Below are 21,769 nucleotides of genomic sequence, written 5' to 3' on the forward strand. Positions count from 1 at the left end.
TTGCATTACGGATTTTTATTGCTGTATTGCTGCATGTTCTGCTGCGTCACCAGTTCAAACGGGATCCACTGGTGGGAATCGACTTTTTCCCCTTTGATCATCTGCTGCGCCACCTCGACCGATTTTTTGCCCTGGCCTACGGCATCCTGGAACACGGTGACGGCCAGTTTGCCGCTTGCCAGGGCTTTCAGGCCATCCGGCGTGGCATCAATGCCGCCCACCAGAATGGTTTTTTTCGGTTTCGCCTGGGCAATTGCCATGGTTGCGCCAATCGCCATTTCGTCGTTGTTGGCGGCGACAATATCGATCTCTTCCCCGTTCGACAGCCAGTTGAGCATTAAATCCATGCCCTCATTACGCGAATAGTTGGCGGTCTGTTTCAGCACCACTTTCATGTCGGGATACTTTGCCACCACCTGCTCGACATCTTTGGTGCGCTGCAGCGCACCCGCATCGCTGAGGTTACCGATGATAATGGCTACCCTGCCACGATAACCCGCCTGCTTCGCCAGCGCTTCCATCTGCAACGTGCCCGATTCGCGTTCGTCAGAGCCGACAAACACCACACCCGGCGGCAGGGTTTTATCGCCCGGAGTGCGGTTAACGTAGACCAGCGGAATGTGAGCCTGCTGCGCCAGCCTGGTCAGGGCAGGGGTGCTGGCGGAGTCGACCGGATCGACGATAATCGCGTCCACCCCGGAACTGATAAAGCTCTGCACCTGATCGGTCTGACGGCCCACGTCGCCGCGTGCATCTTCAAACTGCGCATCCAGCTGACGCGCTTTGGCCTCTTTCTCGATCGACTGGCGGATAATGGTCAGAAAGTTCTGGTCGAAATAGGCCATTGAGACGCCAATTTTCTCTGCCAGCGCCGACGTGGAAAGAGAGAGCAGACAGAGTATTGCCCATGCACGTTTTTTCATTGCAGACTCCCGAGGTTAACTGAGTGGAATAGATTTTTCATTTATTATAAAAATGGACAAAGATTATCATTTGCAGCTTATGGACAGTCGCCGGGTTTGACAACCGACCCTTTTCACTCTTGCTAGCGCTGACACACTTTGCCGTAAAATCGCCGCGTCATAGCTGCCAGCGCCGATGAAATCCTCGACGTGGCGCACACTCTGCGGCAGGCAGCCGCGGCTTTTTGCGCTTTTGTGCAGCATCGCACTGGCCTTTGTGATGGTTGCCAGAAAACCGTTGAATCGGGCCTGACGATCTCAACATCCGCACAATGATCCATAGTTAGCCTCCTATCTATATTTCCTTAAGCGGGAAATCTCAGCGTTATTCCTGAAAAAAACCTCGTGGCGCAACCTGCCGCTTTTTAAGGAATTCAGCTCATGCTTAAAGACCAAACGACTCACCGGACGTCTCATGTGCGCATCTGGATCCTCTGCCTGATCCTCTTTCTGTCGGTTGTGGCTTATGCCGACCGTTCGATCCTCTCGATCTCCGGATCGGCGATCAAAGAGGAGTTCGGCCTGTCAGCGATCCAGCTGGGATTGATCCTCTCTGCTTTCAGCTGGGCCTATGTCATCGGTCAGATCCCCGGCGGGCTGTTTCTTGACCGCTTCGGGGCAAAAAAAGTGTATGGCGTCACGCTGGCGCTCTGGTCAGTCTCGACGCTGGCGATGGGATTCGTTGGCGAGTTCTCCAGCGGCATGACCGGCGCATTGATGCTGATGTTTGGTCTGCGTTTTATGCTGGGATTGATAGAGGCACCCAGCTTTCCCGCCAATGCGCGCGTGGTGATTATGTGGTTCCCTGGCGCAGAGCGGGGACGGGCTTCATCGCTGTTCAGCTCGGCGCAATATTTTGCCGTCGCCATCTTCTCGCCGCTGTCAGGCTGGCTGGTGTCACGCTTTGGCTGGGAGTGGCCGTTCTTTGTGCTGGGCGGCATCGGCCTGCTGGCGGTGTTTGTCTGGGCTGCCTGGATGCGGGAGCCACGCAATCACCCTGGCGTGTCCGAAAGTGAACTGCGCCACATCGTTGACGGTGGTGCGCTGGTGGATATCGACTCGGCGCAGACGCTGAAAGCGCGGCCACCGGTCAGTAAAGCGATGTTCAGAAAGCTGCTCACTAATCGCATGCTCTGGTGCGCCTATCTCGGTCAGTACTGCATCATCGCGCTCAGCTACTTCTTTATTACCTGGTTTCCGATCTATCTGGTGCAGGCGCGCGGCATGAACATCATGGAGGCGGGCTTCGCCACCGTTGCCCCGGCGCTGTTTGGTTTTCTGGGCGGGATCAGCGGCGGCTACCTGTCAGACAAGTTAATCGCCCGGGGCTGGAGCGTCTCCTGGGCGCGTAAAACGCCCTATATCGTCGGCATGCTGATGGCGTCCAGTCTGGTGCTGGCGGCGATCATTCCGGGCAATAGCGGCATTATCGCCATTATGTCCTTCGCCTTTTTCGGTAAAGGCATAGCGGCCGGTGCAGGCACCTGGACGGTGATCAGCGACACCGCACCCAAAGAGGCGGTGGGCCTGGCCGGCTCCATTTTTAACGGCATCGGCAATATTGCCGGTTTCACCACGCCGCTGCTATTCGGCATCATCGTCGGTCTGACCGGCAGCTACAGCATCGGGCTGGCGTTTGTGGCGGCACACTGCGTGGTAGCGGCCCTGCTGTTCCTGCTGGTGATGGGACCGATTGAACGCGTTGGTGAAGAGAGCGATCGCCCGGCATCCTATAACAATCAGGAGAAAGAAGATGGCATTAAAGCAATGTAATGTGCTGATCAAAGGGAAGTTTCTGCCGCCGCAGCTGATAGAGAACATTGAAAAGACGTTTACCGCGTTCCGGCTGTGGGAGGCGGAAGATGAGGCAGCCTTTCTGGCTGAGCAGGGCGCAGATATCGACATGCTGGTCACCAGCGGCAACGCGGTGATGGGCGCACCGGCCGCGCTGATCGCCGCGTTGCCAAACCTGAAAGCCATCTGCAGTAACGGCGTCGGTTATGACAGCATTGATACGGAAGCCGCCCGGTCGCGCGGCATTGTGGTGACCAACACGCCAGAAGTGCTCAATGATTGCGTCGCCGATCTGGGGATGGCGCTGCTGCTGGATGTGGCGCGCCGCATCAGCGAAGCCGATCGCTTCACACGCGCCGGTCACTGGTTGCAGGGCCGCTTTCCGCTGAGCAGCAAAATCGGTGGCAAGGTGTGCGGTATCGTCGGGCTGGGCAATATCGGTCAGGCGGTGGCAAGGCGCGCGCAGGCGTTTGATATGGCGATTCACTATTACAACCCGCGTTCACGCCCCGATGTGCCCTACACCCGTCATGAGAGCCTGGTGGCGCTGGCGCAGCAGGCCGATTTCCTGGTGCTGACCCTGCCGGGCGGTGCCGCGACGCGCCACATTATCAATGCGGAAGTGCTGCAGGCGCTGGGACCACAGGGCTATCTGATTAACATTGCGCGCGGCAGCGTGGTGGATCAGCAGGCGCTGGTGGATGCGCTGGAAACCGGGCAGATCGCCGGTGCCGGGCTGGATGTGTTTGAACAGGAGCCGCAGGTGCCTGACGCACTGCGCCAGCGCGACAATGTAGTGATTACGCCGCATATCGCCAGCAGCACCCGCGAAACCATGGCGGCGATGGCTGACCTGGTCTTTGAGAATATGCTGGCATTTGCCCGTGGTGAGCCGGTGCTGACCCGGGTAGTGTAACCACCGCGGCGTCTTAACTCCCTGCTGAAACAGGGGCGAGGCAGGACGCCTCTCCTCTGACCACTCACCAGACCCTCACCTTCGCACAAAACAGCCTGAAGAAAATTTGTCCGGCTGCCGATATCACCTTACCACCCGCTGATATTAAGGAGTGATAGCGTGATAAAGCTGATTACCATTGATGAATTGCGCCCAGGGATGTTTATCCACAAGCTGGAGGTCTGGTGGATAAAAGACCAGCGCATTCATAATGAGATGCTGATCACCGATCCCCGACAAATTGCCATGCTTCGCACTGAAGGGATCCGCCAGCTCTGGATCGACCTCGATCGATCGGTGCAGGCGCCGATCGCCTCCACGGTCGCGAAGAGAACCATTGGCCGCACCCCGTTTTTCCAGGAACTGGATCAGGCACAGCAGATCTTTTTGCAGGGCAAACCGAAAGTGCTGGCAATGTTCAACGAAGCGCGGCTGGGTAACGGCCTGAAGCTCGATTATATGATGGACCTGGTGGATGAAATCGCCGGATCGATCACGCGTGAACCCTCCGCCATGCTGAGTGTGGCGCGCCTGAAAAATCATGATGATTACACCTACCTGCACTCCATGGCGGTCTGCGGGCTGATGATTGCGCTGGGTAAAAAACTCGGGCTGGATGAGCAGGAACTGCGTCGGGTGGGCATGGGCGGTTTACTGCATGATGTCGGCAAAGCGGCCGTGCCGCTGGCGATCCTGAACAAAGCGGGCAAGCTGACTGAAGAGGAGTTCAGGGTGATGCGTGAGCATCCGGTGGTCGGTGCGCAGATGCTGATAGAAGCTGACGCCGATGACGATCTGCTCGATATCACCCTGCATCATCATGAAAAATATGATGGCAGCGGCTATCCGCACCGCCTGAAAGGCGAGGCGATTTCGTTCTACGCCCGCATGGCGGCGGTGTGTGATGTCTATGATGCCGTGACCTCGACCCGCTCCTATCGCAACGGCTGGACACCTGCTGAAGCGATGCACCAGATGCTGAGCTGGCGCGGCCATTTCGACCCTGCCTTGCTGCACACCTTCGTGCGGACCATCGGCATCTATCCGGTGGGCTCGCTGGTGCGTCTGGCTTCCGGCCGGGTGGCGCTGGTGGTGAAAGCGGGCGAAAAATCGCTGATGCGTCCCTGCGTACATGTCTTCTGGTCGCTGCACGCCCAGCGTGAAGTGAAACCGGAAGAGCTCGACCTCGGCGACAGCTTCTGCACCGACAGCATTGTGGGCGCAGAGGACAGCACGCTGTGGGGTAACGTCGATCTCAATCGTATCTGGGCGCTGGAAGTCGCCTGATTTTTCGCCATTTTTACACTATTTTTACGCCCGCCCGCTGCATTTTAACCCCTTCTTTATACGCCTCCGCGCAAGCTAAGCCATAAATCCAATCCTCTGGAGGTTCCTGTGAGCGTGGGCGTAATAACCGGCATTGTGCTGGTGGTGTTGTTACTGGGCTATCTGATCTATGCCCTGTTAAATGCGGAGGCCTTCTGATGGCGGCCAATGCTTTTTTACTCATCGCATTTTATCTGCTGCTGCTGATGGTGCTGGCGCAGCCGCTCGGACGGGGTCTGGCGTCGTTAGTGGCTGACAAGCCGGTGTTTGCCCGCCTGGAGGCGCCGCTGTGGCGACTGCTGGACGCGCAACAATCGGACATGCGCTGGCCGCACTACCTGCTGGCGATTCTGCTGTTTAATGCGCTGGGTTTCGTGGTGCTGCTGGCAATATTGCTGATGCAGGGCGCGCTGCCGCTGAATCCGCAGCAGCTGCCTGGCCTGAGCTGGCATCTGGCGCTGAACACCGCCGTGAGCTTCGTCACCAACACCAACTGGCAATCCTACAGCGGCGAAAGCACCCTGAGCTATTTCAGTCAGATGGTGGGCCTGACGGTGCAGAATTTCCTCTCAGCCGCGACCGGTATCGCCGTGGCATTTGCGCTGATCCGTGGCTTCGCTAATCGCAGCTCTGCGACCCTGGGTAACGCCTGGCGCGACCTGACGCGCATCACGCTCTATGTCTTACTGCCCATCAGCCTGCTGATGGCGCTGTTCTTTGTCAGCCAGGGCAGCATCCAGAACTTCGCGCCTTATCACAGTTTCTCCACGCTGGAAGGCGTGCAGCAGACGCTGTCGATGGGGCCGGTGGCGTCGCAGGAAGCGATCAAAATGCTGGGCACCAACGGTGGCGGCTTCTTTAACGCCAACTCCTCCCATCCATTTGAAAACCCGACGGTGCTGACTAACCTGGTGCAGATGCTGAGCATCTTCCTGATCCCGGCGGCGCTCTGCTTCGCGTTTGGCGAAAGCGTGCGTGACCGTCGTCAGGGACACATGCTGCTGTGGGCGATGACGCTGATGTTTGTCGCGGCGGTATCGGTCGTCATGTGGGCCGAACTGCAGGGCAACCCGCACTTCCTCCAGCTGGGTGCTGACAGCGCCATCAACATGGAAGGTAAAGAGACGCGCTTTGGCATTCTTAACAGCAGCCTGTTCGCGGTTATCACTACCGCCGCCTCCTGCGGTGCGGTGAATGCCATGCACGACTCCTTTACCGCGCTGGGCGGCATGGTGCCGATGTGGCTGATGCAACTGGGCGAAGTGGTGTTTGGCGGCGTCGGTGCCGGTCTCTACGGCATGCTGCTGTTTGTGCTGCTGGCGGTGTTTATCGCCGGGCTGATGATCGGTCGTACCCCGGAATTCCTCGGTAAAAAAATCGATGTGTGGGAGATGAAGATGACCGCGCTGGCGATTCTGGTCACACCGGCGCTGGTGCTGATCGGTACTGCACTGGCGATGATGACCGACGCCGGACGCAGTGCCATGGCCAATCCCGGCATTCACGGCTTCAGCGAAGTGCTCTACGCGGTCTCCTCGGCGGCCAACAACAACGGCAGCGCCTTTGCCGGACTGAGTGCTAACACGCCGTTCTGGAACCTGCTACTGGCTGCCTGCATGCTGCTGGGCCGCTTCGGCATCATCATTCCGGTGATGGCGATTGCCGGTGCGATGGCGGTGAAAAAAGTGCAACCGGTGGGTAACGGCACGCTGCCAACCCACGGTCCGCTCTTTATCGGACTGCTGATCGGCACGGTGCTGCTGGTGGGTGCACTGACCTTTATTCCTGCTCTGGCGCTGGGCCCGGTGGCTGAGCATCTGCAACTTGTTCAGGGACAATCCTCATGAGTCGTCAACAACAGGCGTTATTTGACGCAGCATTGCTGCGTACCTCGGCCTGGGATGCAGTGAAAAAGCTCGATCCCCGGGTGCAGTTCCGTAACCCGGTGATGTTTGTGGTCTACCTCGGCAGCATTCTGACCTCGCTGCTGGCGCTGGCGATGCTGACCGGCCGGATCAGCGGCAGCGCCAGCTTTACCGGTGCGATTGCGGTCTGGCTCTGGTTCACCGTGCTGTTCGCCAACCTGGCGGAGGCGCTGGCAGAAGGGCGCAGTAAGGCCCAGGCCAGCAGCCTGAAAGGGGTGAAAAAAACCAGCTTTGCCAAAAAACTCTCAGCGGCGCGCTATGGCGCCGAGTGGCAGCAGGTCAGTGCCGATGAGCTGCGCAAAGGCGATGCCGTGCTGGTGGAAGCGGGCGACATCATCCCCTGCGACGGTGAAGTGATGGAGGGCGGTGCCTCGGTGGATGAGAGCGCCATTACCGGTGAGTCTGCACCTGTGATCCGCGAGTCGGGCGGTGACTTCGCCTCCGTCACCGGCGGTACCCGCATTCTCTCTGACTGGCTGGTGATCACCTGTAGCGCCAACCCGGGCGAAACCTTCCTTGACCGGATGATCGCCATGGTGGAAGGCGCGAAACGCCGTAAAACCCCGAATGAGATCGCCCTGACCATCCTGCTGGTGTCACTGACCATCGTGTTCCTGCTGGCGACCGTGACACTCTGGCCGTTCTCGGCATGGGGCGGAACGCCGGTCAGCATCACGGTACTGGTTGCGCTGCTGGTCTGTCTGATCCCGACCACCATCGGCGGCTTACTGTCGGCGATTGGCGTGGCGGGGATGAGCCGGATGCTGGGTGCTAACGTCATTGCGACCAGCGGGCGTGCGGTAGAAGCCGCGGGCGATGTGGATGTGCTGATGCTGGACAAAACCGGCACCATCACGCTGGGTAACCGTCAGGCGACCCAGTTCCTGCCCGCGCCGGGCGTCAGTGAAGAGCAACTGGCCGACGCCGCACAGCTCGCCTCGCTGGCCGATGAGACGCCGGAAGGGCGCAGCATCGTGGTGCTGGCGAAACAGCGATTTAATCTGCGTGAGCGCGATCTCAGCAGCATGGGTGCCAGCTTTATTCCGTTCTCTGCGCAGACCCGCATGAGCGGCGTGAACGTGCAGGATCGACTGATCCGCAAAGGCGCGGTCGATGCGGTACGACGCCACATCGAAGCGAACCATGGCCGTTTCCCGGCCGAGGTCAATGCGCAGGTGGAAGAGGTGGCACGCAGTGGCGGCACGCCGCTGGTGGTGTCAGAGGGCGCGAACGTGCTGGGCGTGGTGGCGCTGAAAGATATCGTCAAAGGCGGCATCAAAGAGCGCTTTGCCGAACTGCGCAAAATGGGTATCAAAACGGTGATGATCACCGGCGATAACCCGCTGACGGCCGCAGCGATTGCAGCGGAAGCGGGCGTGGATGACTTCCTGTCAGAGGCCACGCCGGAAGCCAAGCTGGCGCTGATCCGCCAGTATCAGGCGGAAGGACGTTTAGTGGCGATGACCGGCGACGGCACCAACGATGCGCCTGCACTGGCGCAGGCGGATGTGGCGGTAGCGATGAACTCCGGTACCCAGGCGGCGAAAGAAGCGGGCAACATGGTCGATCTCGACTCGAACCCGACCAAGCTGCTTGAAGTGGTGCACATTGGTAAACAGATGCTGATGACGCGCGGTTCGCTGACCACCTTCAGTATCGCCAACGACGTGGCGAAATATTTCGCCATCATTCCGGCGGCGTTTGCGGCGACCTATCCGCAGCTCAACATGCTTAACGTGATGCACCTGCACTCGCCAGCCAGTGCGATTCTGTCGGCGGTGATCTTTAACGCTCTGGTGATTGTCTTCCTGATCCCGCTGGCCCTGAAAGGCGTCAGCTACCGCCCACTGAGCGCTGCTGCGCTGCTGCGCCGCAACCTGCTGATTTACGGTCTGGGTGGCCTGCTGGTGCCGTTTGTCGGCATCAAAGCGATCGATCTGCTGTTAGTGTTTTCAGGCATGGCCTGAGGAGAGAAAAATGAGTCAGTTACGTCCGGCAATTTTACTGTTGTTGCTGCTTACGCTTGTTACCGGCGTGGTTTATCCTTTGCTCACCACCGGTCTGGCGCAGTGGCTGTTTCCGTCCCAGTCCAGCGGCTCGCTGCTGGAGGAGGATGGCGTGGCGCGCGGATCGGCGCTGATTGGCCAGAACTTTACCCAGCCCAACTATTTCTGGGGCCGCCCTTCAGCCAGTGGCGATAAACCTTATAATCCGCTGGCCTCTGGGGGCAGCAATCTGGCCGCCAGCAACCCGGCGCTGGACAAAGCGGTAGCCGATCGCGTCGCTGCGCTGCGGGCCGCCAATCCGCAGGCACCGGCCGCCGTCCCGGTTGAACTGGTCACCGCTTCAGCCAGCGGGCTGGATCCGGATATTTCGCCACAGGCCGCCCTTTGGCAGGCCCCGCGTATCGCCGCCAGCCGCCAGTTGCCGTTGCCGCAGGTCGAGGCGCTGATTGATAAGATGACGCATCGTCCGCTGCTGCCATTCCTCGGCACACCGACCCTCAACGTGTTGCAGCTGAATATGGCGCTCAACGAACTGTAATGGTGTAAAGGAAGCGATGAACCACGAACCCCAGCGTCCCGATCCCGACGCGCTGCTGCAGGCTAATCGCGAAAGTCATCGCGGGCAGCTGAAAATTTACTTTGGTGCCTGTGCTGGCGTGGGTAAAACCTACGCCATGCTGCAGGAGGCACAGCGGCTGCGTGCGCAGGGTCTGGATGTCTTAATCGGCGTGGTAGAGACCCATGACCGGCCGGAAACCGCACAGCTGCTGACAGGGTTAACTCTGCTGCCGCGTCGCGCAACCGGCCGCTCGCGTCATGCGGAGTTTGATCTTGATGCCGCGCTGGCTCGCCATCCGGCGGTGATCCTGATGGATGAGCTGGCGCACACCAACGTGCAGGGCTCGCGCCATCCCAAGCGCTGGCAGGATATTGAGGAGCTGCTGGAAGCGGGCATCGATGTACTGACCACCGTTAACGTGCAACATCTTGAGAGCCTCAACGATGTGGTGGGCGGCGTCACCGGCATTCAGGTGCGCGAAACCGTGCCCGATCCCTTTTTCGACAGCGCCGACGAAGTGGTGCTGGTCGATCTGCCGCCCGACGATCTGCGGCAGCGGCTGAAAGAGGGCAAAGTCTATATTGGCGACCGCGCGGAACGCGCTATCGAAAACTTTTTCCGCAAAGGTAACCTGTTCGCCCTGCGTGAGCTGGCCCTGCGTCGCACCGCCGATCGGGTGGATGATCAGATGCGCGCCTGGCGCGATCAGCAGGGACGGGAGCGCGTCTGGCACACCCGCGACGCCATTCTGCTCTGCATTGGCGACGACAGCGGCAGTGAAAAGCTGGTGCGCACCGCCGCCCGTCTGGCGGCGCGGCTCGGCAGTGAATGGCACGCGGTCTATGTCGAAACACCCCGGCTGCACCGGCTGCCGGAAGCGCGGCGACGGGCGATTCTGCGCACATTACAGCTGGCGCAGGAGCTGGGCGCGGAAACCGCGACCCTCTCTGAGCCGGATGAAGCCGAAGCGGTACTGGGTTACGCCCGCGCGCACAATCTGGGCAAAATTGTCACGGGTCGTCGCCCGCTGCGTCGCTGGCGGCGTGACAGTTTTGCCGAACGGCTCGGCCAGCTGGGGCCGGATCTCGACCTGCTGGTGGTGGCGCTGGATGAGCCGCTGAAGGATGCGCCGCATCCGCTGCCGGATGGCCGCGTCACCAGCGAAAAATGGCGTATTCAGCTGCGCGGCGTAATGATGGCGCTGGTGCTCTGTATCCTTGTAACCGCCGCCGGACAGTCGGTACTGATCGGTTTCGATCCCGCCAACTGCGTAATGATCTATCTTCTGGCGGTAGTGATCGTGGCGCTGCGCTATGGTCGCTGGCCGTCGGTGATCGCCACGGTGATGAATATCGTCGCCTTTGACCTCTTCTTTGTTGCCCCCACCGGCACGGTGGCGGTCTCCGATCTGCAATATCTGGTCACCTTTGGCGTGATGCTGGCGGTGGGCGTAATCGTCGGCAATCTCACGGCAGGCGTGCGTTATCAGGCGCGGGTGGCGCGCTACCGCGAGCAGCGGGCGCGCCAGCTCTATGAGATGGCGAAATCGCTGGGCAGTGCGTTAACGCCGCAGGATATTGCCGCCACCAGCCAGCGGGTGCTGGATGCCACGTTACAGGCACGCTGCCTGCTGCTGCTGCCGGATGAGCAGGGCGAACTGCAACCGGTGGGCGATGCGTTACCAGCCAGCGAGCCGGATCGCGCGATTGCTAAATGGAGTTACAGCAAAGGCCAGCCTGCGGGTGCGGGCACCGATACCTTACCGGCGGTGCCTTATCAGATCCTGCCGCTGAAAAGTGGCGCACACTGCCGGGGTTTGCTGGTGGTGGAGCCGCAGAACCTCCGTCAGCTGATGATCCCCGAGCAGCAGCGGCTGGTGGAAACCTTTACGGTGCTGATTGCTAACGCACTGGAGCGGATGGCGCTGTCGCATAGCGAGGCGGCGTCCCGGCTCTCGGCGGAGCGTGAACAGCTGCGCAATGCGCTGCTGTCGGCGCTGTCTCACGACCTGCGCACCCCACTGACCGTGCTGTTTGGTCAGGCGGAAATGCTGATGCTCGACCTGGCCAGCGACAACTCAAAATATGTGCCGCAGGCCAGTCAGATCCGCGAGCAGACGCTGAGCACCATCCGGCTGGTGAGCAATATGCTGGATATGGCGCGCATTCAGTCGGGCGGCCTCAACCTGCGTGAGGAGTGGCTGGCGCTGGAAGAGGTGGTCGGCGGGGCGCTGAGCAGCATGGCACCGTCGCTGAAAGGGCATGAGGTCCGGCTCGATCTGCCGGACAACATCGTGCTGATCAAAGGCGACAGCACGCTGCTGGAGCGGGTCTTCACCAACCTGATTGAGAACAGTCTGAAGTATGCCGGTAACAGCGCACCACGTGGTATTCGCGCCTGGCGTGCGGCATCACGGCTGGAGATCTCGGTCTGGGATAGCGGACCGGGCATTGCCGAAGACGATTTAAGCCGGATATTCGATAAATTCTGGCGGGGCGACAAAGAGTCGGCGGTGCCGGGCGTCGGGCTGGGTCTGGCAATCTGTAAAACCATTATCGAGAGCCACGGCGGTCAGATCTGGGCAGAGAACAGGGCCGAAGGCGGCGCGGCATTTCGTCTCTCGCTGCCACTGCCGCCGGTCCCTGAAATTTCTGACGAAGGGCTGAAATAACTTCACAGTTGATCGGTTATACTTCCGGACCTGTTTGATTATTCGTGGGATTGTATGGAACGTTTTACCGAAAACCTGATGTATGCATCGCGCTGGTTGCTGGCCCCGGTTTACATTGGACTTTCGCTGGGATTGCTGGCGCTGACCATTAAATTTTTCCAGGAAATTTTCCACCTGCTGCCCAACATTTTCAGCATTGCGGAAAACGATCTGATCCTGCTGCTGCTGTCGCTGGTGGATATGACGCTGGTTGGCGGCCTGCTTGTGATGGTGATGCTGTCGGGTTATGAGAACTTCATCTCTAAGCTCGATATCGACGAAGATAAAGAGAAGCTGAGCTGGCTGGGCAAGATGGACTCCGGCTCGCTGAAAAACAAAGTCGCCGCCTCCATTGTCGCCATCTCCTCGATTCACCTGCTGCGGGTATTTATGGAAGCGCGCAACGTCGAAAACGACAAGCTGATGTGGTACGTGATTATCCACCTGACCTTTGTGCTCTCCGCCTTTGTGATGGGCTGGCTGGATCAGATGTCGCGCAGCGATAAAAAACCGAAGTAACCTCTCTGGCGGCCCGCTGAGGCGGGCGCCTGCTTTACCCTTTCCGCTCTGTTCTCCCTGAACGACCCGCTGGCTGTGAGGCCGGACGCGTGCCCGCCAGCTGCGGCATCACCTCTTTGATCATGGCAAAAAAGTGTTGCAGCCTGGCCGGGTAGTAACTCGCCCAGGGATAGGTCAGCCACACCGGCAGCGGCGGTGCCTGCCATGCGGGCATCAGCTGAACCAGGCTGCCATCCGCCAGATCTTCCTGCACTGCCCATGACGAGACAATCGCGGCTCCCATCCCAGCCAGTGCCGCTTTGCGCACCGCATATAAACTGTCGCTGCTCAGCCGGGGCGTAATCGCCAGGTTTACCGGCTGGCCGTCGTCAATCTTCTGCAACGCCACTTCGTTACGGTAAAAACTGGTCAGCGCCAGCCACGGCAGATCGCGCAGCTGTTCAACCCGTGCTATCGGCGGCTGCTGCGCCAGCAGGTGCGGGGCGGCCACCACAATACGCGGCACTTCTGCCAGCAGTATCGCCACCACCGAAGGATCGGTTGGCGCGCCGACCTGAATGGCACAGTCCACATTCTCTGCCATAAAGTCGGGCGTGCGGTCATTCAGCATCCACTCAATATTGAGCCGGGGATAACGGTGCAGATAGTCCACCAGCGGGGCGATCAGCTGATCCTGACCAAAGGCGTGTGGGGCGCGAACCCGCAGCGTACCGACCGGGTCATCGCTGGCCCCGGTCAGCTCATCTTCCAGCGCATGCCAGGTCGCCAGCAGCTGCCGCGCCTGGGCGTAGCAGCGCTCGCCATCATCGGTAAGCTTCAGCGCATGGGTGGTGCGCAGGATAAGCTTGAGGCCCAGCCGCTGCTCCAGGGTCTGCAATCGGCGGCTGACGGTGGGTTGCGTCGTGCCGAGCTGCGCGGCGGCGGCGGATAAGCTGCCGCTCTCGACAATACGGATAAACGTCTGCATCAGATCGATGCGATCGCTGCTGTTTGGGTTATTCATACGCACCACGCATAACGGTTTTGCCTGATATCAGTCTACCGCGTATAACCGCAATGCGCTTTAATGGCAGGACGAAATGATGAGGATTACAGCATGTCAGCCATACAGACCCAGACCCAAAATGAACCGCTCTCTGCGCCGCTGGTGTTTACCCTGGCCGCCGGTGCCGGACTCAGCGTCGCGTCGATTTACTACAGCCAGCCGATGCTGGATATCATCAGCAAGCAGTTTAACGCCAGCATCGGCGCGGTCGGCATGGTGCCCATGCTGACCCAGGCGGGCTATGCGCTGGGTATTCTGCTGCTGGCTCCGCTGGGCGATCGCCATGATCGGCGCACCATTATCTTTATCAAAGGCTTAATGCTGGTGGCGGCGCTGCTGCTGTGTGGTTTTTCCGGTGGACTCAGCGCGCTGCTGATTGCCAGTTTTATCACCGGCCTGACCGCCACCGTGGCGCAGGATATTGTGCCCGCTTCGGCGGCGCTGGCCCCGGAACGCAGCCGGGGTAAAACAGTCGGCACGGTGATGACCGGGCTGCTGGTTGGGATCCTGCTGTCGCGGGTGGTCAGCGGAGTGGTGGCGGAGTATTTCGGCTGGCGCACCATGTACATGATCGCCGCACTGGCGGTGCTGCTGATTACGCTGACGCTGTGGCGGGTACTGCCGCGTTTCGCGCCAGGCACCTCGGTGAGCTATCCGCGCCTGTTGCTGTCGCTGGTGCACCTGTGGCGTCACCATCAGACGCTACGTCGTGCCGCACTGGCTCAGGGGCTGCTGTCAGTGGGCTTTAGCGCCTTCTGGTCGACGCTGGCGTTAATGCTCAGCGACCGCTTTCATCTGGACAGTGCCGTGGCCGGGGCGTTTGGTTTAGCCGGTGCGGCGGGCGCCATGGCGGCACCGCTGGCGGGAAGTTTTGCTGACCGCATCGGTCCGGCAAGGGTCACGCAGGCTGGCGCCGCGCTGGTAACGATCTCCTTTGCGCTGATGTTTCTGCTGCCGCTGCTGCCGATGCCGGCCCAGCTGGCGCTGATTGTCCTCTGTACCATCGGCTTCGATTTAGGGGTGCAGGCCACGCTGGTGGCGCATCAGACGCTGGTCTATGGCCTGGCGCCGGAAGCGCGCAGTCGCCTGAATGCGCTGCTGTTTACCGTGGTGTTTATCGGTATGGCCACCGGTGCGGCGCTGGGAAGTCTGGCGCTGGCACACTGGGGCTGGAATGGCGTGGTTGCGCTCTCGACTTTAGCCGGTGCAGCCGCGCTGGCGGTCCGCTTCGCCAGTCGTCACCTGAAAAACTGACACCTCGCCCGTCAAAAAATGTGCCAGGCTTATTCATAAACCCGAAATAATCTGGAGTGTTATGAACTTTTTAGCCTGGACAGCAGCGACGGGCGGCCTCCTGCTGCTGATGTCGCTGGCTTCCGGTTGGATTCACCGGGGGCCAGTCACCTCATTTGGTCTGTTCCTTATCGCGGGCATGCTGTGCGGCCCGTGGGGATTTGATGTTATCCACATCGATATCGTCACCCATTCCGAAGCCGTGGCGCACATCACTGAAATCACCATGGCTGCCTCACTGTTCATCACCGGCCTCAAGCTGCGTCAGCCGCTGCAAAACAACTGCTGGCAAACCGGGCTGAAACTGGCTTTTCCTGCCATGCTGCTGACCGTGGCCGCGATGACCCTGCTGTCGCACTTCCTGGTGGGATTAGACTGGCCGATTGCGCTGGCGTTTGGTGCCATTGTCGCGCCGACCGATCCGGTGCTGGCGAGCTTAATCTCGGTCAACGATGCGCAGGATGATGACTCGCTGCGCGTGGCGATCTCCAGTGAAGCGGGCATGAATGATGGTTCCGCGCTGCCGCTGCTGATGCTGGCGCTGCTGCTGTTTAATGGCGAAAGCCTGAACGTGGCAATGCTGGGGCACTGGGGTGCGGTAGAGGTGCTCTGGGCAATTGGCGGCGGTCTGATCATCGGTTTCGTGCTGGGGCAGTTAATTGGCCTGCTGGCGACCCGACTGCGCAATGCTAATGGCGATGTGGCGCCCAATGATTTCCTGGCGCTGGCGCTGATTGCGCTGAGTTATTCACTGGTGGAGTGGCTGGGTGCCTCCGGCTTCCTGGCTGCCTTCGCCGCCGGGCTGGGATTACGCCGTGCTGAGATGGGCGTGTTCCGTCGCCATCAGCCGGACGATCTCTCTGACGACGAGCGCGTGCTGCCCTCTGAAGCACTGGTGAACCCTAACAAACGCCTGGCGCATCAGGGCGACAACAATATGGTGAAGTCGATCGGGTTTGTAGTAGGCGACGCCCTCTCTTTTGGCGATACTATTGAACGTTTACTGGCGGCTGGCATGATGGTGGTGCTGGGCGTCACGCTGGCGCAGCACTGGAACATCTACGGCGTGCTGATCGGCCTGGTGCTGTTTGTGGTGGTGCGGCCACTGGCCGTCTGGCTGGTGACGCTGCGCGCCGGGCTGCCGCTGGGGCAGCGTTTGCTGATTGGCTGGCTGGGCATCCGCGGCATTGGCAGCCTGAACTATATCGCCTATGCCTGGACGCACGGCATGCAAGGCCCGCAGATGGAAATTATGACCAATATGGCGCTAACGCTGGTGGTCTGCAGCGTGGTGGTCCACGGCACCACCGTGTCACCGTTGCTGAACTGGCGTCAGAAACGCCTTGAAGCCCTTCAGCGTAAGGTTTAACCCGAACTAACAGGAGTTAAGAATGAAAGTAACTCAGATAGTGCTGCTGAGCATGCTCACCACCGGCAGTGCGCTGGCGGCGGACGAGGCTGACACTGAGCAGAATGTCTATGCCAGTCAGCTGTGTCACATTGTCAGCGGCGAGAAAAAGGTCGCCAGCGCGGATCAATATGTCGAACAGATGAAGTCGACTGTGGCGCGCAGTCAGTCGCCGTCGGCGATGAATCAGCCCGAGTTTGATGAAGAGTCCGCGCGTGAAGTGGCCAGTGCCTGGCTGCAGCTGGGTGATGATGAGCGTGCCAAACTGCGCGTCAACGAACAGCAGTGTGAGCAGGCCGTGATGGCGCAGTTCCAGCAGGAAGATTAACCGCATCGGATTAAATAAAAACGCGCCTGCCGGGCTAATGCTGATCAGTTAAGATTAGATTCGTAAAGGCTGTCACGGTCAAACGTGGCAGCTTTTTTTATGTGCGAGCGAGCCGCAAGTGCGGGCCAGCGCACCTCTGCTGCTGTCGGGCCGTCCTCGCGCCGCTCACGCGGTACCTTCGGCTTTGACGTCGTGCCGACGAACCGTTCGGGGATCGGCCCTCCCTGGCCGGCCCCGAATTGTCCACGCTTCCCGGCGTGGACTTCTGGCCCACCGTCACGCCTCAGCGCTGCGGATAGCCCTTTCAGCAGCAGAGGCGCTCAGGCCTCCACTCTCGTGCCCTTTTTAACAATACACACTGAAGTTTCAGAGCAGGCTGGTGCCGGGCAGGGGCAGGCAATCCGCAGCGCTGAACAGAATGAGTCTGCCAGGAGAGCCCGCAGGACGCGGGCGAAAGGCGGGGCGGCACAGGATGTGCCATCCCCGGCGGTCCGTCAGGCAGAGGAATGAAGTGAAGGAACCGCGCAGCGGCGCGAGGACCGCCAGCCCCTGCCCGCCACCAGACTGCGTTATCACCTGTCGCTTAACTGACAGGCATTACGCCTGCCGGGCGCGTTTTTTTATGGCTTTTCAGGGGCCATTGCGTACATAATCGCCAGCCATGGCACCCGACTTGCATCTGTTAATTCTATTGCAGCCTGCCGCAACGGTTTGCTCACTCTTCTGGTATCACATAACAGGCATTATGATTACGCGTCGACGCTTTATTCTCGGCACGGGAGCGCTCGGGCTCTCCATGACCACTGGCAAAATATTTGCCCGCGATGACATTATTCCCCTCTGGCCGGACGATCCGCCCGGCGGCGGCGGCCCATCGGGCCAGTTGCATATTAACAGCACCGGTTCCTGGTCAAATATCGTCAGCCCGGCGATTCAGCGTTTCAAACCGGAAAATCCGAATGGTGAAGCGGTATTAATTGCAGCGGGTGGCGGTTATCGCTGGATCGGCATGGGACGCGAAGCCTGGCCGGTCGCGCGCTGGCTCAATGCCAATGGCTATACCGCCTATGTGCTCAGCTACCGGCTGCCGCATGAGAAGTGGCAGGCGGGGCGGCTGGCACCGCTGCAGGATGCGCAGCGCGCCATCCGGCTGGTGCGATCCTTTGAGCGCAAGGTGCATGTGCTGGGCTTCTCGGCAGGTGGGCATCTGCTGGGCCTGGCGGCGGCGCGACCGGACTTTGAGTCCTATCCGGCCATCGATCCGCTGGATGAAGTGGTGCCCAAAGTCGACAGCGTGGGCCTGATCTATCCGGTTATCACCCTGGAAGCCCCTTATCAGCACACCAATACCCATCTGATGATGGTTGGCAAAAATGCCACGCCGCAGGATGAGGCGAACTGGTCAGTGCAGAACTACGTGACCCGGCAATATCCGCCGACGTTTCTGGCGCAGGCCGAGGACGATCACACCTCAAATCCATTTAATACCGAGCTGATGCGCGACACCTGTCGCCGTAATCGTGTGCCGGTTGAACTGATTCAGATCAGCAAAGGCGGCCATGGCTTTGGTCTTGGCAAGGCGGGCACGCCAGCGGCATTATGGGATCAGGCTTATGTTCGCTGGCTGGATCGCGTGAGCTGAGTTGCACTGGCGCGGTGCACGACTGCACCGGGGGATCCGTTTTCGCCTGCCTGGCGAGAGGTCACCAGATCGAAGGTGGCCCTTTGTCCCGGACCCGGTTAACGCTGCGCTCTCTGTTATCTTAAATCACCCAAATCCAAATCCAAATCCAAATCAAAATCCAAATCCAAATCCAGACCCAGACCCAGACTCTCAATATTGATATCAACGGACTATGCTGTCAGGTCAGGGCGCATTAATAACTCATTCCTATTTATCATGTTAACGAGGGTGTATGGAGCTAAGGGGCACTCACGCTTATTTCTGACTCTGTATACCATGAGATGACAATCCCGTGCTGTTAGTACGGCACAAAATAGCTAAATAAGGAGTCTTTAATAATTATCTTAATAAACATACGGATCTGATTGTTTCTCGGGTAAAGAACATTCCGATCTCATATCTTTTGCCTCTGCTTTCCCGCCATGACTTCGCTTTTTCACCGATATATTGCCAGTTGATACAGATCAAAAATTGGACAGAAATATCATCTCCTATGGATTATAAAAAAACTAATGAAAGCGTTGTAGCGGGCGTGTTCGGATGACGCAATCGTCTTTCAATCCAAAGCGATTCTTCTTTTAAGCTTTATTTTGGCTGATTATGCTACAGATGGTCGTGATAAAACCCGTAAGTTTTGAACTAAAATAAAAATTCCACTTTATTGTCTTCGTTAACTTTAGATGATTTCATAACGGCTACGCATAAGATGAGGTAAATCAGACAACAATTTATCCTGGTTATTTTATTGGTGGCCTCTGATATATCTAAGAAATATTTAAGGTTTTTTTCTGGTGGTGATAAGCAACAACATCTTATTGCATTCTGTAGGATGAATATTAAGGTCAGTCTGCTTCTCCGCCAGAACAAACTTATTTTATTATGACTTTTTCTTAACGATGTGGCGAGGTGGATAGCTTTGATTTTAACACACAACAAAGGGATATATGCGTGACGATCATCCAGACATCGCTATAACAGACCAGGATCAATGCAAAGGCGTGGCCAGGGCTCATTAAAAAGTGATGTATCAATAATGAAGTGATCTTTTTTAAATACCTGAATAAAAGTTACTATCTTTTTTTCATCATTGTTCTGGAGAACATCATGCTACCGGGTAATGAAGTAAATTTTATTGGCTACCTTATTGAAGGGAAGGTGGTTTATTTACACAAGACAAAGCGACTAATTTGTCTGAATGGGTATGGTGAAGATATCATCCTGAGAAAAACCATGTCGCACGTATTAGAGTATCTTTTTGAAAATGCCACCATTGATGTTGTCACGGATTCTGAACTGATGGAGAACGTCTGGGATAGACATGGACTGAGTTCTTCTACGCAGCGGGTCTGGCAGGTTATGTCTAATTTAAAGTCGAAGCTCTTTTTTCTGGGTTTAAGTGATGATGTGATCCTGAGAGTTTCGAAGAAAGGCTATCTTCTCAAAAGCGACAGTGTGGAGAGGTTATTTAGCAGTCGTGTCACTTCAGGTATTCATTAAACACAGAGATAAATACACTAACGACAATCCTGTGAAAATGGACGCCGGGCCTGTGAATATAATCGGTAGTCATTAAATAATTTTATCCATAAATGGATTTAATTACTGTCGGTTCTGTTTTCCGCGGTTAATCAACCTGGCTGTTACTGGGTGTAGAAAATATGAAGAGAAGCGCAGGATTTACATTTCGCGTCAGCGGGCGCATTGATTTTTCCGTTGGGCACAGTTGCAAAAAAAACTGGCCTTAATGGCCAGTTTTTCACAATAGTATTCTGTTTGGGGAATTAACGCATCGTCACGAACTCTTCGGAAGCGGTCGGATGGATTGCCACGGTATTATCGAAGTCCTTTTTAGTGGCACCCATTTTCAGTGCCACGGCGAAGCCCTGTAACATCTCATCCATGCCAAATCCGATACCGTGAATGCCGACAATTTTCTCATCTGCACCGACACAGACCAGCTTCATGCGGCACGGCTGACGATGCTGGGTTACCGCAGTGTACATGGCGGTAAACGACGATTTATAGACCTTCACCTGATCATCACCATACTGTTCGCGCGCCTGCGGCTCGGTCAGTCCCACGGTGCCAATTGGCGGATGGCTGAAGACGACGGTTGGCACGTTGCTGTAATCCAGATGCTCGTCCGGTTTGTTGTTAAACAGACGCTCAGAGAGGCGACGGCCTGCCGCGACCGCGACCGGCGTCAGCTCAACCGCACCGGTGTTGTCGCCCACGGCGTAGATGCCTGACACACTGGTGTTCTGGAATTTATCGACTTTGATATAGCCCTTGTCGTCCAGCGCGACGCCAGCGGCGTCAATATTCAGGGCATCGTTGGCGGGCTCACGGCCAATCGCCCAGACCAGGCAATCCACGTTATATTCGCTGCCGTTTTCCAGCTGCAGCGTCAGGCTACCATCGCCGTTTTTAATCACGGCTTTAGGGATGGATTCGGTGTGCAACGCCGGGCCTTCGGTGTTCATCACTTCGACCAGCGTCTCGGTGAGTAGCGGATCGAAGTTGCGCAGCGGCGCGTGTTTACGGACGAACAGGTGGGTTTCTGAACCCAGCGCATTCACCACGCCCGCCAGCTCAACGGCGATGTAGCCTGCGCCGATGACCGCTGTGCGTTTTGGCAGCGCATCCAGCTCAAAGAAACCGTCGGAATCAATGCCGTACTCCGCACCCGGAATAGAAGGGTGGACCGGACGACCGCCGGTGGCGATCAGAATATGGTTAGCGGTGATAATCTCGCCGTTGACTTCAACGCTGTGCGCATCGACAAAGCGGGCAAAGCCTTTAATCACTTCGACTTTGTTTTTACCCAGCACGTTGTCATAGGAGTTGTGGATGCGATCGATGTAGGCGCTGCGGTTTTTCACCAGCGTGGCCCAGTCGAAGCGATTTACGGTGGTGTCGAAGCCATAATCGGGCCCGTAGAGATGGATCGCTTCGGCGATTTGCGCGGCATGCCACATGATTTTCTTCGGCACGCAGCCCACGTTCACGCAGGTGCCGCCCAGCTCTTTCGCTTCAATCAGGGCGCATTTCTGGCCATACATAGCCGCACGGTTAATTGAGGCGATGCCGCCACTGCCGCCGCCAATGGCGAGATAGTCGAAATGTCGGGTCATTGAAGTATCCATCCGGTTGCATAAAAAATTGGGGTTGAGTGTAACGCTGCGGGTCGAAATGACGCAAAGTTTGCGCCTATGATTGTAATAGGGTTCTGTTTTTTCACTCGCTTACAGGGAA

General features: G+C 58.0%; 17 protein-coding genes. 14 read left to right on the forward strand and 3 right to left on the reverse strand.

Annotated elements, in window-relative coordinates; translation table 11 throughout:
* Nucleotides 1-5: 5 nt before the first annotated feature.
* Nucleotides 6-923: a sugar ABC transporter substrate-binding protein gene (locus FOV68_RS18555; protein WP_010253455.1), complete on the reverse strand. Its 918-nt coding sequence runs from the start codon at nt 921-923 to the stop codon at nt 6-8.
* Between the two features lie 420 nt (nt 924-1,343).
* On the opposite strand from FOV68_RS18555, the gene FOV68_RS18560 reads away from it, so the two are divergent.
* From FOV68_RS18560 to FOV68_RS18600, 9 genes are all read left to right on the forward strand, one after another.
* Entirely contained in the window at nt 1,344-2,735 is a 1,392-nt protein-coding gene (locus FOV68_RS18560; protein ID WP_010253452.1) for an MFS transporter, read from the forward strand.
* Complete coding sequence (locus FOV68_RS18565; RefSeq protein ID WP_143991333.1) at nt 2,716-3,672, forward strand: 2-hydroxyacid dehydrogenase; 957 nt, start codon at nt 2,716-2,718, stop codon at nt 3,670-3,672. Before FOV68_RS18560 ends, FOV68_RS18565 begins: the two co-directional genes overlap by 20 nt.
* Before the next feature lie 159 nt (nt 3,673-3,831).
* Nucleotides 3,832-4,998: an HD-GYP domain-containing protein gene (locus tag FOV68_RS18570; RefSeq protein ID WP_031593053.1), complete on the forward strand. Its 1,167-nt coding sequence runs from the start codon at nt 3,832-3,834 to the stop codon at nt 4,996-4,998.
* 108 nt (nt 4,999-5,106) lie between these two features.
* A complete protein-coding gene (gene kdpF, locus FOV68_RS18575; RefSeq protein ID WP_010253443.1) occupies nt 5,107-5,196 on the forward strand; it encodes a K(+)-transporting ATPase subunit F in 90 nt (29 codons plus the stop codon).
* On the forward strand, nt 5,196-6,884 hold the full coding sequence (gene kdpA / locus FOV68_RS18580) for a potassium-transporting ATPase subunit KdpA (RefSeq protein WP_143991334.1): 1,689 nt from the start codon (nt 5,196-5,198) through the stop codon (nt 6,882-6,884). The genes kdpF and kdpA overlap by 1 nt, the downstream gene beginning before the upstream one ends.
* The gene (gene kdpB, locus FOV68_RS18585) at nt 6,881-8,929 is read left to right on the forward strand and encodes a potassium-transporting ATPase subunit KdpB (RefSeq protein ID WP_010671495.1); all 2,049 of its coding nucleotides are present in this window, start codon (nt 6,881-6,883) and stop codon (nt 8,927-8,929) included. The genes kdpA and kdpB overlap by 4 nt, the downstream gene beginning before the upstream one ends.
* Nucleotides 8,930-8,939: 10 nt before the next feature.
* The gene (gene kdpC, locus FOV68_RS18590) at nt 8,940-9,506 is read left to right on the forward strand and encodes a potassium-transporting ATPase subunit KdpC (protein ID WP_010253435.1); all 567 of its coding nucleotides are present in this window, start codon (nt 8,940-8,942) and stop codon (nt 9,504-9,506) included.
* Nucleotides 9,507-9,522: 16 nt separating this feature from the next.
* A complete protein-coding gene (kdpD, locus tag FOV68_RS18595; RefSeq protein ID WP_143991335.1) occupies nt 9,523-12,198 on the forward strand; it encodes a two-component system sensor histidine kinase KdpD in 2,676 nt (891 codons plus the stop codon).
* Between the two features lie 54 nt (nt 12,199-12,252).
* A complete protein-coding gene (locus tag FOV68_RS18600) occupies nt 12,253-12,756 on the forward strand; it encodes a TIGR00645 family protein (protein WP_010253431.1) in 504 nt (167 codons plus the stop codon).
* Between the two features lie 34 nt (nt 12,757-12,790).
* On the opposite strand, the gene FOV68_RS18605 is transcribed toward FOV68_RS18600, so the two are convergent.
* The gene (locus FOV68_RS18605) at nt 12,791-13,759 is read right to left on the reverse strand and encodes a LysR family transcriptional regulator (protein ID WP_031593056.1); all 969 of its coding nucleotides are present in this window, start codon (nt 13,757-13,759) and stop codon (nt 12,791-12,793) included.
* Between the two features lie 93 nt (nt 13,760-13,852).
* On the opposite strand from FOV68_RS18605, the gene FOV68_RS18610 reads away from it, so the two are divergent.
* The 5 genes from FOV68_RS18610 (at nt 13,853) to FOV68_RS18635 (ending at nt 20,011) form a co-directional block, all read left to right on the forward strand.
* On the forward strand, nt 13,853-15,055 hold the full coding sequence (locus FOV68_RS18610) for an MFS transporter (protein ID WP_039388028.1): 1,203 nt from the start codon (nt 13,853-13,855) through the stop codon (nt 15,053-15,055).
* A 61-nt stretch (nt 15,056-15,116) separates the two neighbouring features.
* On the forward strand, nt 15,117-16,463 hold the full coding sequence (locus FOV68_RS18615; RefSeq protein WP_031593058.1) for a sodium:proton antiporter: 1,347 nt from the start codon (nt 15,117-15,119) through the stop codon (nt 16,461-16,463).
* 22 nt (nt 16,464-16,485) lie between these two features.
* Nucleotides 16,486-16,830: a hypothetical protein gene (locus tag FOV68_RS18620; protein WP_143991336.1), complete on the forward strand. Its 345-nt coding sequence runs from the start codon at nt 16,486-16,488 to the stop codon at nt 16,828-16,830.
* Between the two features lie 745 nt (nt 16,831-17,575).
* Nucleotides 17,576-18,472, forward strand: a complete 897-nt coding sequence (locus FOV68_RS18630; RefSeq protein WP_022623984.1) for an alpha/beta hydrolase — start codon at nt 17,576-17,578, stop codon at nt 18,470-18,472.
* A 1,146-nt stretch (nt 18,473-19,618) separates the two neighbouring features.
* On the forward strand, nt 19,619-20,011 hold the full coding sequence (locus FOV68_RS18635) for a helix-turn-helix domain-containing protein (protein ID WP_230873567.1): 393 nt from the start codon (nt 19,619-19,621) through the stop codon (nt 20,009-20,011).
* A 284-nt stretch (nt 20,012-20,295) separates the two neighbouring features.
* Here the strand turns inward: FOV68_RS18635 and gorA are convergent, their stop codons facing one another.
* A complete protein-coding gene (gene gorA / locus FOV68_RS18640) occupies nt 20,296-21,648 on the reverse strand; it encodes a glutathione-disulfide reductase (RefSeq protein WP_039388020.1) in 1,353 nt (450 codons plus the stop codon).
* Nucleotides 21,649-21,769 lie beyond the last annotated feature (121 nt).

This window comes from Pantoea sp. paga, from assembly GCF_007558755.1.
In the GTDB taxonomy this organism is placed as follows: Bacteria; Pseudomonadota; Gammaproteobacteria; order Enterobacterales; family Enterobacteriaceae; genus Pantoea; species Pantoea agglomerans.

Bases quoted from the DNA above. Each gene is read 5' to 3' on its own strand.
- FOV68_RS18610 (WP_039388028.1), top strand. From the start codon at position 13,853: ATGTCAGCCATACAGACCCAGACCCAAAATGAACCGCTCTCTGCGCCG.
- FOV68_RS18620 (WP_143991336.1), top strand. From the start codon at position 16,486: ATGAAAGTAACTCAGATAGTGCTGCTGAGCATGCTCACCACCGGCAGT.
- FOV68_RS18600 (WP_010253431.1), top strand. From the start codon at position 12,253: ATGGAACGTTTTACCGAAAACCTGATGTATGCATCGCGCTGGTTGCTG.
- kdpB (WP_010671495.1), top strand. From the start codon at position 6,881: ATGAGTCGTCAACAACAGGCGTTATTTGACGCAGCATTGCTGCGTACC.
- kdpA (WP_143991334.1), top strand. From the start codon at position 5,196: ATGGCGGCCAATGCTTTTTTACTCATCGCATTTTATCTGCTGCTGCTG.
- FOV68_RS18565 (WP_143991333.1), top strand. From the start codon at position 2,716: ATGGCATTAAAGCAATGTAATGTGCTGATCAAAGGGAAGTTTCTGCCG.
- FOV68_RS18605 (WP_031593056.1), bottom strand. From the start codon at position 13,759: ATGAATAACCCAAACAGCAGCGATCGCATCGATCTGATGCAGACGTTT.
- FOV68_RS18615 (WP_031593058.1), top strand. From the start codon at position 15,117: ATGAACTTTTTAGCCTGGACAGCAGCGACGGGCGGCCTCCTGCTGCTG.
- kdpD (WP_143991335.1), top strand. From the start codon at position 9,523: ATGAACCACGAACCCCAGCGTCCCGATCCCGACGCGCTGCTGCAGGCT.
- FOV68_RS18560 (WP_010253452.1), top strand. From the start codon at position 1,344: ATGCTTAAAGACCAAACGACTCACCGGACGTCTCATGTGCGCATCTGG.
- FOV68_RS18635 (WP_230873567.1), top strand. From the start codon at position 19,619: ATGCTACCGGGTAATGAAGTAAATTTTATTGGCTACCTTATTGAAGGG.
- kdpC (WP_010253435.1), top strand. From the start codon at position 8,940: ATGAGTCAGTTACGTCCGGCAATTTTACTGTTGTTGCTGCTTACGCTT.
- gorA (WP_039388020.1), bottom strand. From the start codon at position 21,648: ATGACCCGACATTTCGACTATCTCGCCATTGGCGGCGGCAGTGGCGGC.
- FOV68_RS18630 (WP_022623984.1), top strand. From the start codon at position 17,576: ATGATTACGCGTCGACGCTTTATTCTCGGCACGGGAGCGCTCGGGCTC.
- FOV68_RS18555 (WP_010253455.1), bottom strand. From the start codon at position 923: ATGAAAAAACGTGCATGGGCAATACTCTGTCTGCTCTCTCTTTCCACG.